Consider the following 15,262-nt stretch of genomic DNA (forward strand, 5'->3'; position numbering starts at 1 on the left):
TTAACGGGTGGTTGCCGGGACCGGATTTTTTGTCATCGAGGATATTGTGAACGACTACGACGCGCTGCGGGACTATCTGAAGAAGCAGCATTTGCCTGAATTCGTGCTGACCTTCGACGAGATCGAGGCGATCATCGATGCGGCGCTGCCGCGCGCCGCGCACCGGGCGTCGTGGTGGGAAACCCTGCGCAGCCCGCAGGAGAAGATGCCGCAACGCGAAGCCTGTCTCGAGGCCGGCTACATCGCCACGCGCCAGGCCGACGGCAAGAGCGTCAGGTTCAAGCGGATGCCGAAGCCGCGCTAGCTCGCGGCTTCCAGCCGTTCCTCGGTGAGCAGGCGCGTCGCGGCATCGGCATCCATCGGTTCGCCGAAGGCAAAGCCCTGCGCGTATTCGCAGCCGAGCTGGTAGAGCTCGACGGCGTCCGAATCCGTCTCAGCGCCCTCCGCGACCACTTCCATGCCGAGGTCGTGCGCCAGCGCGATGATCGATTTCAGGATTACCGGGCGGGTGCCGCGGCTCGTGGTGCGGACGAAGGACTGGTCGATCTTGATGGTGTCGAACGGGAAGCGCTGCAGGTAGGACAGCGAGGAATGTCCGGTGCCGAAATCGTCGAGCGACAGCCCGGTGCCGAGCTCGCGGATCCGCGCCAGCATCTGCGCGGCGTGCTCCGGGTTCTCCATCACCAGCGATTCCGTCAGTTCCAGCTTCAGCGTGCCGCGCGCCACCGTGGAGCGCGACAGCACGGTGCGGATATCGTGGATCAGATCGTGACGCAGCAATTGCCGCGACGACACGTTGACCGACGCGAAGATCGGCTCGCGCGCGCGCATCGCGCGCTGCCACACCGCGAGCTGGCGCGCAGTCTGGTCCATCACGAACATGCCGAGATCGACGATCAGGCCAGTCTCCTCGGCGACGTTGATGAACTCCGACGGCGACATCCGGCCGAGCTTGGGATGGTCCCAGCGCGCCAGCGCCTCGAAGCCCGCAATCGCGCGATCCTCCAGCCGCACGATCGGCTGGTACAGGATCGTGATCTCCTGCCGCTCGATGGCACGGCGCAGGTCGCTCTCCAAGGTCAGGCGGTCGGTCTTCCGCGCCCGCATCGCCGGCTTATAGACGTCGATACGGTCGCCGCCGATCCGCTTGGAATGATACATCGCAAGCTCGGCGTCCTTGATGATCTCGTCGGTCAGCGGCGCGGCCGGGTCGGACAGCGCAAGGCCGATCGAGGCGGTCAGGAAGATCTCGCGGTCGTTGAACGCGATCGGGGCGCGGATGGTCTTGCGGATGGTCTCGGCGAAATTGGTGATCCGCGCCGGGTCTTGCTCCGACAGCAGGATCAGGCCGAACTGGTCACCGGCCATGCGCGCCAGCGTGTCCTGGGGTTTAAGGATGCGGGTCAGCCGCCGCGCCAGCGTCAGCAGGATGGAGTCGCCGACCGCAATGCCGACGGAATCGTTGACCTGCTTGAAGCGGTCGAGGTCGATCACCATCAAGGTCGGCCGCAGGTTCGGCATGGTCTTGGCGAGGTTCGCCACCGCGCCGAGGCGATCCATGAACAGCCTGCGGTTCGGCAGTCCGGTCAGATTGTCGTGCACCGAGTCATGCAGCATCCGCTCTTCCGAGTTCTTGAACTCGGTGACGTCGGTGAGCGTCCCGACCACGCGCGAGACCTCGCCGTCGGAGCCGACAACGGGGCGCGCCTTTAGCGCGAACCACATGAAATGGCCGTCGGGCGTGCGCAGCCGGAAGTCTTGCACCAGGCGGCCGCGGCGCTGGTCGAGCACGCTGTCGAGCGCGGCGCGGAAGCGGTCCTGGTCGAGCGGGTGCAGCACCTCTAACCACTTCGCCGCGGGACCCTCCAGCGTGCCGCGCTTGAGGCCGAGCAGGGCCTCGGTCTCGGGGCTGGTGAACACCTTGTCGGCCGACACGTCCCAGTCCCAGATCAGATCGCCGGAGCCGGTCAGCGCCAATGCGCGGCGCTCGACATCGGAGACCACACCGGTGGTGGCGCCGCCGCCGGCGAAGGCGTGCTGCATCACCGTGAATCCGATCAGCATCACGATCAGCACGAGGCCGCCGAGCAGTGCCGGGCCGACGATGTCGTTGGTGACGGAACCTGCGACCGTCATGCCGGCCGCGACCACCCAGACCACCAGCAGGAACCAGGTCGGGATCAACAGCACCGCGCGGTCGAAGCCGTGGGTGGAGAGATAGACGATCAGCGCGAAGCCGGCGAAGGCGATCATCACCAGCGACATCCGCGCGATGCCGGAGGCGACCGCGGGATCGAACAGCGCCAGCGCCACCAGCGAGCCGAGGAAGACGAGCCAGCCGATCGTGATGTGCGAGTAGCGGACGTGCCATCGACTGAGATTGAGATAGGCAAACAGGAACACGAGCAATGTCGCCGCGAGGATCGCCTCGCCCGCCGCGCGCCAGACGCGCTCGGCGTTGTTCGACATGTCGAGCACCTTGCCCCAGAAGCCGAAGTCGACGCCGATATAGACCAGCACCGCCCAGGCCAGCGCCGCGGCGGCCGGGAACATGATGCTGCCCTTGACCACAAACAAAATCGTGAGCACGAGCGCGAGCAGGCCCGAGATGCCGATCACGATGCCCTGGTACAGCGTGAACGAGTTGACCTTGTCCTTGTAGGCGTCGGGTTCCCACAGATAGAGCTGCGGCAGCTTGTCTGTGCGCAGTTCCGCGACATAGGTGACGACGGCGCCGGGATCGAGCGTGATGCGGAACACGTCGGCGGTCGGACTCTCCTGCCGCTCGGGACGATCGCCGACCGACGGCGTGATGGTGGCGATGCGCGACAGGCCGAGATCGGGCCACAGCAGGCCCGACGACACGATGCGATAGTGCGGCGCGACGATCAGGCGGTCGAGCTGGTCGTCGGTGTTGTTGGCGAGCGCGAACACCACCCAGTTCTGGCCGCCTTCGCGGGCGCGAACTTCGATGCGGCGCACGATGCCGTCGGTTCCAGGTGCAGTGGAGACCTGGATGCGGTCGGTTTCGCTGCGTTGATGGTCGAGCACCGCGGTGAGGTCGATCGCCGGCGCGTCGCTGCGCACGCTGACCGCGTCGATCGCATACGCGGCAGGCGCAGCGGCAAACATCATGAGGCCCAGCGCGAGCAGCGCAAGGCACCTGATCAGACGCAATGTCAGTACTCCGCGATCGACAAACTGACCGGGCCCGGCGACCGGCCCGGAGGTGGCGCGATAAATGACACGAAAGCGAAGGGAATCAAAGGGTTTCCGCCCCTGCTTCCGCTGCGAGAGTTAGACCACCAACACAATTTTGCCAATATGTTCGCTGGTCTCCATGCGCCGGTGCGCATCGGCGGCCTTTTCCAGCGGGAATGTGCTGTCCATCAGCGGTTTGACGCGGCCTTCGCGCAATAGCGGCAGCACCTTTGCCTCGATCGCCGCGACCATCGCCGCCTTGTCCGCATTACTACGGGGGCGCAGGGTCGAGCCGGTGTGGTGCAGCCGCTTGACCATCAGCTTGGCGAAATTGGCCGTGGCCTTCGGTGTTCCCGACAGGAACGCGATCTGGACGATGCGACCCTCGACCGCGGCGGCGTCGTAGTTCCGGTCGATATAGTCGCCGCCCACCATGTCGAGGATGACGTCGGCGCCTGCACCGTCAGTGGCCTTCTTCACCGCCTCGACGAAATCCTCGGTCTTGTAGTTGACCGCGTAGTCGGCGCCGAGCTTGAGGCAGGCGTCGGCCTTGTCCTGCGAGCCGACAGTGACGATCACCTTGGCGCCGAACGCCTTGGCCAGCTGGATCGCCATCGTGCCGATGCCCGACGAGCCGCCGTGGATCAGCAGCGTCTCGCCGGCCTTGAGTGCGCCGCGCTCGAACACGTTGTGCCACACGGTCATCAGCGTTTCCGGGATGGCGCCGGCTTCCTGCATCGACAGTGAGGACGGCACGGTCATCGCCTGCGCGTCCTGCGCGATGCAATATTGCGCATAGCCGCCGCCGGCGACGAGCGACATCACCTTGTCGCCGATCTTGTGCTTGGCGCCTTCGCCGAGCGCGACCACTTCGCCCGCAATCTCGAGGCCGGGCAGGTCGCTGGCGCCGGGCGGCGGCGGATAGGAGCCGGAGCGCTGCGCGACGTCAGGGCGATTGACGCCGGCGGCCGCGACCTTGACCAGGATTTCGCCGGCCTTTGGCACCGGCACCGCACGGGTCTCCGGCACCAGCACCTCCGGGCCGCCTGGCTTGCTGATGGCAACGACGGTCATTTGCGCGGGCAGGTTTGGCATGGTTCGTCCCTGGTCAGTGAAGAGGATTGGCTGGTGGCATACCGCCTTTTGCAACGAAGCGAAACGCCATTAAGTCCCGAACCGCCTCGTCAGATGGTCGGCTTTTTCGGGGCTGATTTTCTCGACCGGCAGGCCGAGCCTTGCGACCGGCGTGCCGGCGCCGCCATCCAGCAGCGGGAGGAGTGGGCCATTGGGCCAGCGCGGGATCACATCGTCGCGACCGAATGCACCGAGCACGCGGGCCGCGAGATCGGGCACGATGCTCCACGCCAGCGTCGCGCCAAGCGCGACCAGATTGAGCCCCGTGCGGGTGACGACCGCCGCCCGTACCGGATCGGACTTGATCGCGGTCCATGGCGCGGTGTGTTGCAGGTAGGCGTTCGCGGTGTCCCAGATCGCGCGGGTCGCAGCGGCAGCCGCGCGAAACTCCAGAGCGATGTGATGGCGGTAGAGCCCTGCGATGCGCTGCTCCAGGTCAGCCGCGAGCTGCCGCTCGGTGTCACCCGGTGCACCGCCATCCGGGATGCAACCGTCGAAGACGAGATGCGCAAAGCTGACGATGCGGTTGACGAGGTTGCCGAAGATATCGGCGAGATCCTTGTTCACGTCGGCGACGAATCTGGTGACGGCAAAATCGGTGTCAGCGCTTTCGGGCGCGTTGGCGATCAGCCACCAGCGCCAGAGATCGGCCGGTAGTTCCTCCAGTGCCGCGTCAGTGAAGATGCCGCGCTTCCTGCTGGTCGAGAACTTGCCGCCCTCGTAATTCAGCCAGTGGAATCCCTTGATCACATCGGCGGTCTTCCAGGGCTCGCCGGAGCCGAGCAGCGTCGCCGGAAAGCTGACGGTGTGGAAAGGGATGTTGTCCTTGCCGAGAAACTGGATGTAGCTGATATCGTCGGCCTGCCACCACCAATCCTGCCAGTCGCGACCGGGCGCCGCTGCCGCCCATTCCTGGGTCGCCGCGATGTAGCCGATCGGCGCATCGAACCAGACGTAGAACACCTTGCCGTCAAAACCCGCGCGCGGGACTGCGATGCCCCAGGCGAGATCGCGCGTGATGCAGCGGTCGCGCAGCTCGGCATTGAGCCAGCTCTTGGCGGTCGACACCACGAAGGGCGGCCATCCGGTGCGGCTGTCGATCCACGCGCCGATGCGGTCGACCAGCTGCGACTGACGCAGGAACAGATGGCGGCTGTCGCGGATCTCGAGCGTGCGGTCGCCTGATAGCGCCGAGCGCGGATCAATCAACTCCGGTGGGTCGAGCAGCGTGCCGCAATGGTCGCATTGATCGCCGCGCGCGTTGGGATCGCTGCAATGCGGGCAGGTGCCGAGCACGTAACGGTCGGGCAGGAAGCGCTGGTCGACGGGCGAGAACACCTGCCGCGAGGTGCGCGCCTCGATCAGTCCGGCTGCGTCGAGCCGGCGATAGAAGTGCTGCGTCAGCGCGTGGTTGTGCGGCGCGCTGGTGCGGCCGAAATGATCGAATGAGAGGCCAAAGCGCCGGTAGATGTCGGCCTGGACGGCGTGCTGCGCGTCGCAGTACGCGCGGACGTCCTGTCCTGCCTCGATCGCGCCGAGCTCGGCCGGCGTGCCGTGCTCGTCGGTCGCGCAGATGAACAGCACGTCGTCACCGGTCTGCCGGCGGAAGCGGGCATGGACGTCGGCCGGCAGCAGCGAGCCGATCAGGTTGCCGAGATGCTTGACGCCGTTCACATAGGGAAGGGCGCTGGTGATGAGAATTTTGGTCATGGGTCAGGGTCTTTCGCGTTCGGTGATGCCGACCCCGGAAAAATCAAAAAGCCCTCCCGCATGATCGGAAGGGCTTGGGGGCGGCTCATGCCTTGCGCGCAGGCGCACTATCCCGTCCGGTCAGACTCCTTGCGGTCGGGCCGGGGCATTCGCGTCAGATGTTGCGCGCACACGAAAGTCACTGCAAAATTCTCCTGCACGCAGATATCTAGCATCGCTGGACGCACGGCGCCAGATCACCATCGCGGGGAGGACACATGCCGATCGAGGATGAGGACCGGCCGCGGAAGAAGATCACCCACGAGGTCGGACAGGATCTCTCGCTGCTGTCGGTCGAGGAATTGACCGAGCGCATCGCGCTGCTCAATGCCGAGGTCGATCGCCTGAAGGAAGCGATGACCAAGAAACGCGCGTCGAAGGACGCCGCGAACGCGTTCTTCAAGTCGTAGCGCGCTGCATCATTCGATCCCCGAAGCCCGGATAGAGCGAAGCGCAATCTGGGGCCGCGCTATCCGGGCTACGCTGCTCTCCACCTCCCCTTGAAAAGGGGAGGTCGCTTTGCTCGCCAGAGCAAAGCGGGTGGGGATCTGCCCTCTCCACTCGCAGCGTCGCCCGCGGCTGACCCCCATCCCGACCTTCCCCCTTCCAGGGGGAAGGAGAACATGCATCGTGCCCGGACTTCGCCGCGCTCGATTCAGGTTGCGCATTCACATGCTGCGATCGCCTGTCCCAAACTAGGTCAATGGCCGACATGGCAAACAAAGCCTGAAGAAATCCGTTCATTTACGATCGGTTAAGCTTTCTCGATTATGACTGCATTGTCCTCGTTTGGACACCGAGTGGCTCCTGTCCACTCTGTTTGACGCCTCCCTGTTATCAACTTCAAAAGCCGCCGGAAACGGCGGCTCTTTTTTGTGCGTCCTATCCGTTGGAAACCATAAATCCGGTTGCGGCTGGACTCTGCCGCGCGCCCGCGCAATGATTTGTTCATCATAAGCTGGCGCGTCAGATGCCAGTGGGCGTTACGATGGTGTGAGGGCGTTAACCATGGCGGATCGTTCCCAGAACGAAGCCGGGCTTGTGCTGTTCAGTGAACGGCTGACCAATTCTGCGGCATTCGGCGTGCTGTTCCGGGAAGGCATGGACCTGGTCGAGCAGACCGCCGCCTATCTCGACGGCGATGGGCGTGCCGAGGCCAAGGCGCTGGAACGGTCCGTCAGCCTGACCTATGCCACCGAAAGCATGCGCCTGACCACCCGGCTGATGCAGCTCGCCTCCTGGCTGCTGCTGCATCGCGCGGTCAAGGAAGGCGAGATGACGCTGACCCAGGCCAATCGCGAGAAGACCAAGGTGAAGCTGTCGGCTGCCGATCCCGGTCCGGTCGACATGATTGAGAAGTTGCCCGAGCAATTGCAGATTCTGATCGCGCGTTCGATGGATTTGCAGGCGCGCGTCCGCCGCCTCGACACCACGATCCACGCGCCGGCGCCGGATCGCTCGTCGATCGGCAACCCGCTGGTGCCGCAGCTCAACCGGCTCAAGGCCGCGTTCGAGCAGTAAGGCCGAACAGTCAACTCAGTGTGATGCCTCTGTGCGACGTGGCTTGGCCCGCCGCTGTGACGTGTGCTGATCCATCACGCACCGCAGCCGGATCGCCGCTGCCTCCAACTCGTCCGGCTCGAAGCCACCAAAGCCGAGCATCGGCAGGCGCTGTCTTCGCCAGTTGCACGTCGTCAAAACCTTGCGCAGCCACAGCAAAAGATGCGTGCCTTCGCTCGGCTGTAGTTTCACGTCATCAGACATGTGACGCGAAAGCGATGCGATCAGCGTTGCGCGTCGCGCGGCGTAGACGATGCGGATGAGCCTGATATGCGTCTCGAACAATCCCTCGCGCATGTATGCCGCCAGCGCTATGGTACGAGCAGCAATTGACGAGGTCCGCCAAGAGGTCCGCGATGTACCTGCCGCCACACTTCAAGATCGAACAGCTCGGCCCGATCCATGCCGCGATGCGGGCCTCAAGGCTCGCGACGCTGGTCACCGCAACCGCCGACGGGCTGATCGGCACGCCACTGCCGCTGATCCTCGATGAGAACGAAGGCGACTACGGCACGCTGTATGGTCACGTCGCGCGGCCCAACCCGCAATGGAAGCTGCCCGCCGTGGGCGAGGCGATGGCGATCTTCATGGGCCCCGACGCCTATGTGACGCCGTCCTGGTATGTGACCAAGGCCGAGCATGGCAAGGTGGTGCCGACCTGGAATTACGTTGCCGTGCACGCCTATGGCTCGGCCGAGTTCTTCGAGGATGCCGATCGTCTGCTCGAAGTCGTGACCCGGCTGACCGCGCTGCACGAGAGCTCACGCAAGGAGGTCTGGCAGGTCAGCGATGCGCCTGACGATTTCATCAAGGCGCAGCTGCGCGGCATCGTCGGCTTCCGGATGCCGATCACACGGATCGACGCCAAGAAGAAGATGAGCCAGAACCGCAAGCTCGAGGACCGCGCCGGCGTCATCGCGGGCCTTGGCGCCAGCGACAATCCTGTCGACCGTGAGGTCGCGGCGATGATCCCGGCGACGTGAGACTGTCATTGCGAGGAGCGATAGCGACGAAGCAATCCATCCATCGGCATATGTGGACAGATGGATTGCTTCGCTTCGCTCGCAATGACGGCAAGGAAAAAGCGCCTGCTCAACTCCCTATCGTCTAGAGATTGAGCCCTCGCATGGAATTGTACCTTGCCTTCGCAATCACGACCGCGACCTTCGCGCTGATCCCGGGGCCGGCCATGCTGTACGCCGCTGCCCGTACGCTCGCGGGCGGCCGGCGCGCGGGGCTGATGGCCTCGCTCGGCCTGCATCTCGGCGGCTATGTCCATGTCGTCGCCGCGGCCGCAGGCCTTGCGCTACTGTTTCATGCGGTGCCGCCGCTATTCACAGCGATGAAGCTGGTCGGCGCCGCCTATCTGGTCTGGCTCGGGCTGTCGTTGTTTCGCGCTCGCGACGACGCGAAGCGTCCTACAATTGCGCCGCTCTCCGCGGAGCGCGCCTTCGCGCAAAGCATTGTCGTCGAGGTGCTCAATCCGAAGACCGCGATTTTCTTCCTGGCGTTCCTGCCGCAGTTCGTCGATGCGTCGGCCGGCCTGCCGGTCTGGGCCCAGCTGTTCCTGCTCGGCGCGGCCGTCAATCTGACGTTCTCGGCGGTCGATATCGTCTGCGTGTTCTTCGCCAGCGCAGTGATGACGAAGCTGCAGCGCTCGAAGAGATCGCAGCGGGCCATGCAGCGGATCGGCGGCAGCATCCTCGTCGCGCTCGGCGCGCGGCTGGCCTTTGGGGATCGGTAGGTCGCACGCTCGATCCCGGAGCGGCGCCTGCAAAACAAAAACGCCCCCGAAACGGGGGCGTTTTGCGTGCGATCCCGAAGCGGACTTTAGTCCTTCTTGAGGAAGCCCGAGAACTTCTTCTGGAAGCGCGAGACGCGGCCGCCGCGGTCCATCAGCTGCTGGGTACCGCCGGTCCAGGCCGGGTGCGACTTGGGATCGATGTCGAGGTTCAGCGTGTCGCCTTCCTTGCCCCAGGTCGAGCGGGTCAGGTACTCGGTGCCGTCGGTCATGACGACCTTAATCGTATGATAGTTCGGATGAATATCGGCTTTCATGACAGTTCCTTCGGCGCGCCAGCGCCCGTCTCAAGATGTATTGGATACGGGATTTGGGCGGCTCTATAACCCATGGTGCCTGCCAAAACAAGCCAAGAAACCGGGCTCAAGCCCATCACCGGATTGGGACTTTACCGGATTTGCCAGCCGGGGCTCGGCGGGCCTATGTGGGGGGGCGATAGAACCGGTCTAAGATACAATGAGTGTAGCCGAACAGCTTGAGACCCCTCGCGGCACCCCCGAGCCGCCGCGCGACGCGTTGCTCGATGAGGGGGCTTTCATCGAGGGCCAGATCATGGAGCCGGCGAAGAGCCGTGCCCGCCTGCGGCCTCTGCTTGCGCTCGCGCCCTATGTGGCGCGTTACAAGGGGCGGGCGATCCTCGCGCTGATCTCGCTGACGATTGCGGCGATCACCACGCTGATCGTGCCGGTCGCGGTGCGACGGATGATCGACATGGGCTTCACGCCCGAAGGCATCGCGATGATCAACAGCTATTTCAGCGTGATGATCGCGGTCGTCGCCGTGCTCGCCTGTGCCAGCGCCTCGCGCTACTACCTCGTCATGACGATCGGCGAGCGTATCGTCGCCGATCTCAGGCGCGACGTGTTCGCGCATCTGATTTCGCTGTCACCCTCGTTCTTCGATTCGGCACGAAGCGGCGAACTGGTGTCGCGCCTCACCGCCGACACCACCCAGATCAAGTCCGCGGTCGGCGCCTCGGTGTCGATCGCGCTGCGCAATGTGATGCTGTTCTGCGGCGCCGCCGCGATGATGGTGATCACCAGCCCGCGGCTCTCCGGCTTCGTGCTGCTCGCGATTCCGATCATCGTGATTCCGCTGGTCGCGTTCGGCCGCTGGGTGCGGCGGCTGTCGCGCACCGCCCAGGACACGCTGGCCGACGCCAGCGCCTATGCGAGCGAATTGGTCAATGCGATCCGCACCGTGCAGGCCTATACCGGCGAGAAGCTCGCCCGGACGCGCTTTGCCGGCGAGGTCGAGCAGGCCTATGAGGCCGCGCGCAGCTCGACCAAGGCGCGCGCGGTGCTGACCTTGATCGTGATCTTCATCGTGTTCGCCAGCGTCGTCGTGATCCTGTGGGTCGGCTCGCACGACGTGCTGATCGGCGCCATCAGCCCAGGCCGGCTCGGCCAGTTCATTCTCTACACGGCATTCGCCGCAAGCGGCCTCGGCCAGCTCAGCGAGGTCTGGGGCGAGGTTTCGGCCGCATCGGGCGCGGCGGAACGGCTGTTCGAGATCCTGCGTGTCAGGCCGCAGATCGCAGCGCCCGCGTCGCCGCGCGCGCTGCCGCAGCCGGCACGCGGCGATGTCGGCTTCGACAATGTCAGCTTCGCCTATCCGACCCGGCCCAATGCGCTGGCGGTCGATGGCGTGTCGCTGGCTGTGCGCTCGGGCGAGAAGGTCGCGATCGTCGGGCCGTCCGGCGCCGGCAAGAGCACGTTGTTCCATCTGCTGCTGCGCTTCTATGATCCGAAATCGGGTGCCATCTCGCTCGACGGCGTGCCGATCCGGCAGGCCGATCCGGCCGAGGTGCGCGCGCGGATCGCGCTGGTGCCGCAGGATTCCGTGGTGTTCGCCGCGAGCGCCCGCGACAACATCCGGTTCGGCCGGCCCGACGCCACCGACGCCGAGGTCGAGCGCGCCGCCGACCTCGCGCATGCCACCGAATTCCTGCGCCGGCTGCCCGACGGCTTCGATGCCCAGCTCGGCGAGCGCGGCGTGACGCTGTCCGGCGGCCAGCGCCAGCGCATTGCGATCGCGCGCGCGATCCTGCGCGATGCCCCGCTGCTGCTGCTGGATGAAGCGACCTCGGCGCTCGACGCCGAGAGCGAGACGCTGGTGCAGACCGCGCTGGAGGAATTGATGCGCCATCGCACGACACTGGTGATCGCGCATCGGCTGGCGACCGTGCTGTCCTGCGACCGCATCCTGGTCATGGACCAGGGCAGGATCGTCGAGCAGGGCACCCACGCCGAGCTGGTGGCGGCCAATGGTCTCTATGCGCGGCTGGCGCGGCTGCAATTCGAAGGGATTTGAGCGAATTGGAGCTCTGTGCGCTCCGCCTATGCGATTTCTATGCATTCGCCCGCGCGCTCCCCTCGAAAACCTATTCCCGCGCAAGGATAGTCGCACCGCGCCTGACCTCCCTCGACACCTGACGGAGCATCGGCGCGCGGGGTGTTCGACTGATGCGCGAGAATGCGGCCGAACAGGAGAGCAAGCTGCTCTGCGCCTGGCAGCTTGCCGTGCTGCGCTTTGCGGTGACGCTCGATGACGACGATCGGATGCACGCGCTCGGTGTGGCCGGCGAGGTCGACCGGCTGGGCGGCACGGCCGATGACGCCTTCCATTTCTTCCGCCGGACGACCGCGGAGCTGTGCGCGGCGATCTCCGGTCGGGGCGTGGACCAGGACGCGGTCATCGGGCGATTCCTGGCCCAGATCGACAACGTCAGGCTCAAGCGCGCGGTCGAAGCAGCGATCGCCAGGGACCGCATGCCGCCGAAACTCGTGGCGAGCCGCGTGAAGCCTGGCAACGATCTCTGGCGGGGGCTGCCGCCGCGGCGCGCAACCGGAACGTAGGGAGAGGCTCTCTGCAATCGCCGCCACGGCACGGGGGATATTCCGCCAGAGCATGTCGCCACAACCGTTGCCCGGTTGCTGCGATCAGTGCGATGCGCTTCTCTATGCCCGACGAGAGACCGGTCGGATTCGGAATGCGGGGAGTGGCGAGATGGGTGGTTTGGTGATCAGCGGCGGCCGGGTGGTGGATCCGGCCAGCGGGATGGATGCGATCGGCGACGTCGCTGTCGTCGACGGCAAGATCGCCGCGGTCGGCACGGGGCTCGGCGGCGCGGAGCGGCAGATCGACGCCACCGGGCTCGTGGTCGCGCCGGGCTTCATCGATCTGCACGCGCATGGCCAGACTATTCCGGCCGATCGCATGCAGGCGTTCGACGGGGTGACGACGTCGCTCGACCTGGAGGCCGGCGTGCTGCCGGTGGGGTCCTGGTACAAGCGGCAGGCCGAAAAGGGACGGGTGCTGAACTACGGCGCGGCGGCCAACTGGGCGTTCGCGCGGATCGGTGCGATGACCGGCTCGAATGCGGAAAGCTCGCTGGAATCGTTCGGCGCAGCGATGCGCGATCGCCGCTGGATCGAGAACGTGGCGACCGAAGGCGAGGTCGGCGGCATCCTCGCGCGCCTTGCCAACGGACTGAACGAGGGCGGCATCGGCATCGGCATTCTCAACGCCTATGCGCCGGGCGCCGGCGTGCAGGAATTGACCGCGGTGTGCCAGCTCGCGGCTGATCATGCGGTGCCGACCTTCACCCACGTCGCCTACATGTCGCGCATCGATCCCGAGAGCGCGGCCGAAGCCTATATCCGCCTGATCGGCTATGCCGGCGCCACCGGCGCGCATATGCACATCTGCCATTTCAACTCGTCGAGCAAGATCGATATCGAGCGCTGCGTAGCGCTGATCGCCAAGGCGCAGGCGCAGGGGTTGCCGATCACGGTCGAGGCCTATCCCTACGGCACCGGATCGACGGTGCTGGCGGCGACCTTCTTCAGCGATCCGAAATTCGAGGAACGCAACGGCCTCGGCTATGATTCGGTGCAGCGCGTGACTGACGGTCATCGCTTCGGCAGCCGCGAGGAACTGCTGGCGGCGCAGGCCGCGGAGCCCTCGACGCTGGTGCTGTGGCATGTGCTCGATATCGAGAACAATCAGCACCATCGCGACCTGCTCGACATGGCGGTGCTGTATCCGGGCGGCGCGATCGCGTCCGACGCGATGCCGTGGACACTGTCGGATGGCCGCCCCTACACCGGCGACGCCTGGCCGCTGCCCGAGGATGCGACTTCGCATCCGCGTTCGGCCGGCTGCTTTACCCGCTTCATCCGCGAATGGGTGCGCGAGCGCAGGAAGGTGTCCCTGCTCGAGGGCATCCGCAAATGCGCGCTGATCCCGGCCGAGATTCTCTCTGCGAGCACGCCGGCGATGCGCGCCAAGGGCAGGCTGCAGGCGGGCGCGGACGCCGATGTCGTGGTGTTCGACTTCGAGACGCTGAGCGACCGCGCGACCTTCTCGGCGATGAATCGCCCGGCGGAAGGCGTGCGGCACCTCGTGGTCAGCGGCCAGCCGCTGATCAATGATGGCGTCCTCGACGTCGCGGCACGGCCTGGCCGTCCGGTACGCCGACCCGTTGTCGGAGGCTAACGTGCCGGTCCCGATCCTGCTGGTCGCGGGTTTTCTCGGGGCGGGCAAGACCACGGTCGTCAACCATCTGCTGGCGCATGCGCAAGGGCGGCGCATCGCCGCGGTGGTAAACGACTTCGGCGCGATCAATATCGACGCGGAACTGATCGCCGGCGCCAGCGACGGCGTGGTCAGCCTGAGCAATGGTTGCATCTGCTGCACGCTGGAAGGCGATCTGCTGCGCACGCTCGCAACGCTGCTGCGGCGCGATCCGCGTCCCGAATTCATCGTGATCGAGACCAGCGGGATCGCCGATCCCGCCGACATCGTGCGCAACCTGATGGATCCCGTGATCTGGAAGGAGGCGCCGCTGGAGACCGTGCTGTGCGTGGTCGACGCGACGCAGCCGGTCGCCGCGCTGGACGATGCGCTGCTGCGGTCGCAGTTGCGGGCTGCCGACGTGGTGGCGCTGAGCAAGGTGGATCTCTCTGATGCAGCCGCCTGCGCCGCGATCCGCGATGCCGTGCGCGCGGTACGGCCGACTGCGGTGATCGTCGATGCGTTGCATGGCGAGGTGCCGGCCGAACTGGTTTTTCCGGCCGATCTCGATCATGTGCCAGCGCCGCGCGAGACCGCGCCGCGACGGCCGGTGTCCGATCGGTTTGAGACGCTGAGTTGGAGCTCGGAGCGGAAGGTAGCGCTGCCGCGCCTGCAGCAGGCGATCGGCAGACTGGCGCCGAAGTTGGCGCGCGCGAAGGGATTGTTCGAGACGGTGGAGCAGCCCGGGCGGCTGACGGTATTTCAGCTCGCCGGCGGCCGCGCGACGTTGGCTACCGGCGGCGTGCCGGCACCCGGCGTGCCGCGCACGCGAATCGTGTTCATCGCCGAGCTGGGCGCGCTGTCGCGCGCCGAGATCGACGAGGTGATGCAGGGCTGCGTCGAAGCTGAGTGATGCGTTTCCCGTCATCCTGAGACGCGCTACGCGGCTCCTCAAGGATGACGGATCACTTCGTCACGCCATCCGCAGACGTGTCATCGCCGCAGCACGATCCCGCAAAGCATGTGTGCGACAATCGCATCGAATTGACAGCTCTGCCGTCAGCACCTATCGTTTTTGGCGACGGTTCCCTTCGGGGATCAAAAGGGAATGCGGTGCGAGGGTAACCCCAATGCCGCAGCTGTCCCCGCAACTGTAAACGGCGAGCCTTTCGTCAATCTGCCACTGGGCCATCGGCCCGGGAAGGCGTCGACAGGCGATGACCCGTGAGCCAGGAGACCTGCCGTCAGTCGTGGTCACACGCGAGCACATCGGGCGGGGGCGTCCTGGTGGGATCGGAG

At 65.7% G+C, this 15,262-nt stretch carries 14 protein-coding genes and 1 riboswitch; of the genes, 9 read left to right on the forward strand and 5 right to left on the reverse strand.

Annotated elements, in window-relative coordinates; translation table 11 throughout:
* The first annotated feature begins 46 nt into the window (after window positions 1-46).
* A complete protein-coding gene (locus AKN83_RS24895) occupies window positions 47-304 on the forward strand; it encodes a DUF7662 domain-containing protein (protein WP_050403451.1) in 258 nt (85 codons plus the stop codon).
* Here the strand turns inward: AKN83_RS24895 and AKN83_RS24900 are convergent.
* The 3 genes from AKN83_RS24900 to metG form a co-directional block, all read right to left on the reverse strand.
* On the reverse strand, window positions 301-3,177 hold the full coding sequence (locus AKN83_RS24900) for an EAL domain-containing protein (RefSeq protein WP_050403389.1): 2,877 nt from the start codon (window positions 3,175-3,177) through the stop codon (window positions 301-303). The two genes, AKN83_RS24895 and AKN83_RS24900, sit on opposite strands and share 4 nt — an antisense overlap.
* 120 nt (window positions 3,178-3,297) lie before the next feature.
* On the reverse strand, window positions 3,298-4,296 hold the full coding sequence (locus AKN83_RS24905; RefSeq protein WP_050403390.1) for an NAD(P)H-quinone oxidoreductase: 999 nt from the start codon (window positions 4,294-4,296) through the stop codon (window positions 3,298-3,300).
* A 69-nt stretch (window positions 4,297-4,365) separates the two neighbouring features.
* Window positions 4,366-6,045: a methionine--tRNA ligase gene (metG, locus tag AKN83_RS24910; RefSeq protein WP_050403391.1), complete on the reverse strand. Its 1,680-nt coding sequence runs from the start codon at window positions 6,043-6,045 to the stop codon at window positions 4,366-4,368.
* A gap of 257 nt (window positions 6,046-6,302) precedes the next feature.
* On the opposite strand from metG, the gene AKN83_RS24915 reads away from it, so the two are divergent.
* Both AKN83_RS24915 and rcdA read left to right on the forward strand, forming a co-directional pair.
* Window positions 6,303-6,494, forward strand: coding sequence for a DUF1192 domain-containing protein (locus tag AKN83_RS24915; RefSeq protein WP_050403392.1), 192 nt, complete (start codon window positions 6,303-6,305; stop codon window positions 6,492-6,494).
* 598 nt (window positions 6,495-7,092) lie between these two features.
* Window positions 7,093-7,605: a protease adaptor protein RcdA gene (gene rcdA / locus AKN83_RS24920; protein WP_050403393.1), complete on the forward strand. Its 513-nt coding sequence runs from the start codon at window positions 7,093-7,095 to the stop codon at window positions 7,603-7,605.
* A gap of 15 nt (window positions 7,606-7,620) precedes the next feature.
* Here rcdA and AKN83_RS24925 read toward each other — a convergent pair whose 3' ends face one another.
* Entirely contained in the window at window positions 7,621-7,941 is a 321-nt protein-coding gene (locus AKN83_RS24925) for a hypothetical protein (protein ID WP_050403394.1), read from the reverse strand.
* A 59-nt stretch (window positions 7,942-8,000) separates the two neighbouring features.
* Here AKN83_RS24925 and AKN83_RS24930 point away from each other — a divergent pair, with 59 nt between their 5' ends.
* Together AKN83_RS24930 and AKN83_RS24935 are read left to right on the forward strand one after the other, a co-directional pair.
* Entirely contained in the window at window positions 8,001-8,627 is a 627-nt protein-coding gene (locus AKN83_RS24930) for an FMN-binding negative transcriptional regulator (RefSeq protein ID WP_050403395.1), read from the forward strand.
* 143 nt (window positions 8,628-8,770) lie between these two features.
* Complete coding sequence (locus AKN83_RS24935) at window positions 8,771-9,388, forward strand: LysE family translocator (RefSeq protein WP_050403396.1); 618 nt, start codon at window positions 8,771-8,773, stop codon at window positions 9,386-9,388.
* An 86-nt stretch (window positions 9,389-9,474) separates the two neighbouring features.
* Here AKN83_RS24935 and rpmE read toward each other — a convergent pair whose 3' ends face one another.
* Entirely contained in the window at window positions 9,475-9,702 is a 228-nt protein-coding gene (gene rpmE, locus AKN83_RS24940; RefSeq protein WP_016845230.1) for a 50S ribosomal protein L31, read from the reverse strand.
* A gap of 199 nt (window positions 9,703-9,901) precedes the next feature.
* On the opposite strand from rpmE, the gene AKN83_RS24945 reads away from it, so the two are divergent.
* The 4 genes from AKN83_RS24945 to AKN83_RS24960 all read left to right on the forward strand — a co-directional run bounded on the left by AKN83_RS24945 (window position 9,902) and on the right by AKN83_RS24960 (window position 14,876).
* Window positions 9,902-11,758, forward strand: coding sequence for an ABC transporter ATP-binding protein/permease (locus AKN83_RS24945; RefSeq protein ID WP_050403397.1), 1,857 nt, complete (start codon window positions 9,902-9,904; stop codon window positions 11,756-11,758).
* Between the two features lie 152 nt (window positions 11,759-11,910).
* Window positions 11,911-12,303 (forward strand): hypothetical protein, encoded by a 393-nt coding sequence (locus tag AKN83_RS24950; protein ID WP_063695507.1) that lies wholly within the window; start codon window positions 11,911-11,913, stop codon window positions 12,301-12,303.
* A gap of 151 nt (window positions 12,304-12,454) precedes the next feature.
* On the forward strand, window positions 12,455-13,945 hold the full coding sequence (locus tag AKN83_RS24955) for an amidohydrolase family protein (protein WP_050403398.1): 1,491 nt from the start codon (window positions 12,455-12,457) through the stop codon (window positions 13,943-13,945).
* Between the two features lies 1 nt (window position 13,946).
* Window positions 13,947-14,876 (forward strand): CobW family GTP-binding protein, encoded by a 930-nt coding sequence (locus tag AKN83_RS24960; protein ID WP_050403452.1) that lies wholly within the window; start codon window positions 13,947-13,949, stop codon window positions 14,874-14,876.
* Between the two features lie 152 nt (window positions 14,877-15,028).
* Window positions 15,029-15,223: riboswitch (cobalamin riboswitch) on the forward strand.
* Window positions 15,224-15,262 lie beyond the last annotated feature (39 nt).

The organism is Bradyrhizobium embrapense, assembly GCF_001189235.2.
Lineage (GTDB): Bacteria > Pseudomonadota > Alphaproteobacteria > Rhizobiales > Xanthobacteraceae > Bradyrhizobium > Bradyrhizobium embrapense.

Bases quoted from the DNA above. Each gene is read 5' to 3' on its own strand.
- AKN83_RS24905 (WP_050403390.1), bottom strand. From the start codon at position 4,296: ATGCCAAACCTGCCCGCGCAAATGACCGTCGTTGCCATCAGCAAGCCA.
- metG (WP_050403391.1), bottom strand. From the start codon at position 6,045: ATGACCAAAATTCTCATCACCAGCGCCCTTCCCTATGTGAACGGCGTC.
- AKN83_RS24915 (WP_050403392.1), top strand. From the start codon at position 6,303: ATGCCGATCGAGGATGAGGACCGGCCGCGGAAGAAGATCACCCACGAG.
- rcdA (WP_050403393.1), top strand. From the start codon at position 7,093: ATGGCGGATCGTTCCCAGAACGAAGCCGGGCTTGTGCTGTTCAGTGAA.
- AKN83_RS24925 (WP_050403394.1), bottom strand. From the start codon at position 7,941: ATGCGCGAGGGATTGTTCGAGACGCATATCAGGCTCATCCGCATCGTC.
- AKN83_RS24930 (WP_050403395.1), top strand. From the start codon at position 8,001: ATGTACCTGCCGCCACACTTCAAGATCGAACAGCTCGGCCCGATCCAT.
- AKN83_RS24935 (WP_050403396.1), top strand. From the start codon at position 8,771: ATGGAATTGTACCTTGCCTTCGCAATCACGACCGCGACCTTCGCGCTG.
- rpmE (WP_016845230.1), bottom strand. From the start codon at position 9,702: ATGAAAGCCGATATTCATCCGAACTATCATACGATTAAGGTCGTCATG.
- AKN83_RS24945 (WP_050403397.1), top strand. From the start codon at position 9,902: ATGAGTGTAGCCGAACAGCTTGAGACCCCTCGCGGCACCCCCGAGCCG.
- AKN83_RS24950 (WP_063695507.1), top strand. From the start codon at position 11,911: ATGCGCGAGAATGCGGCCGAACAGGAGAGCAAGCTGCTCTGCGCCTGG.
- AKN83_RS24955 (WP_050403398.1), top strand. From the start codon at position 12,455: ATGGGTGGTTTGGTGATCAGCGGCGGCCGGGTGGTGGATCCGGCCAGC.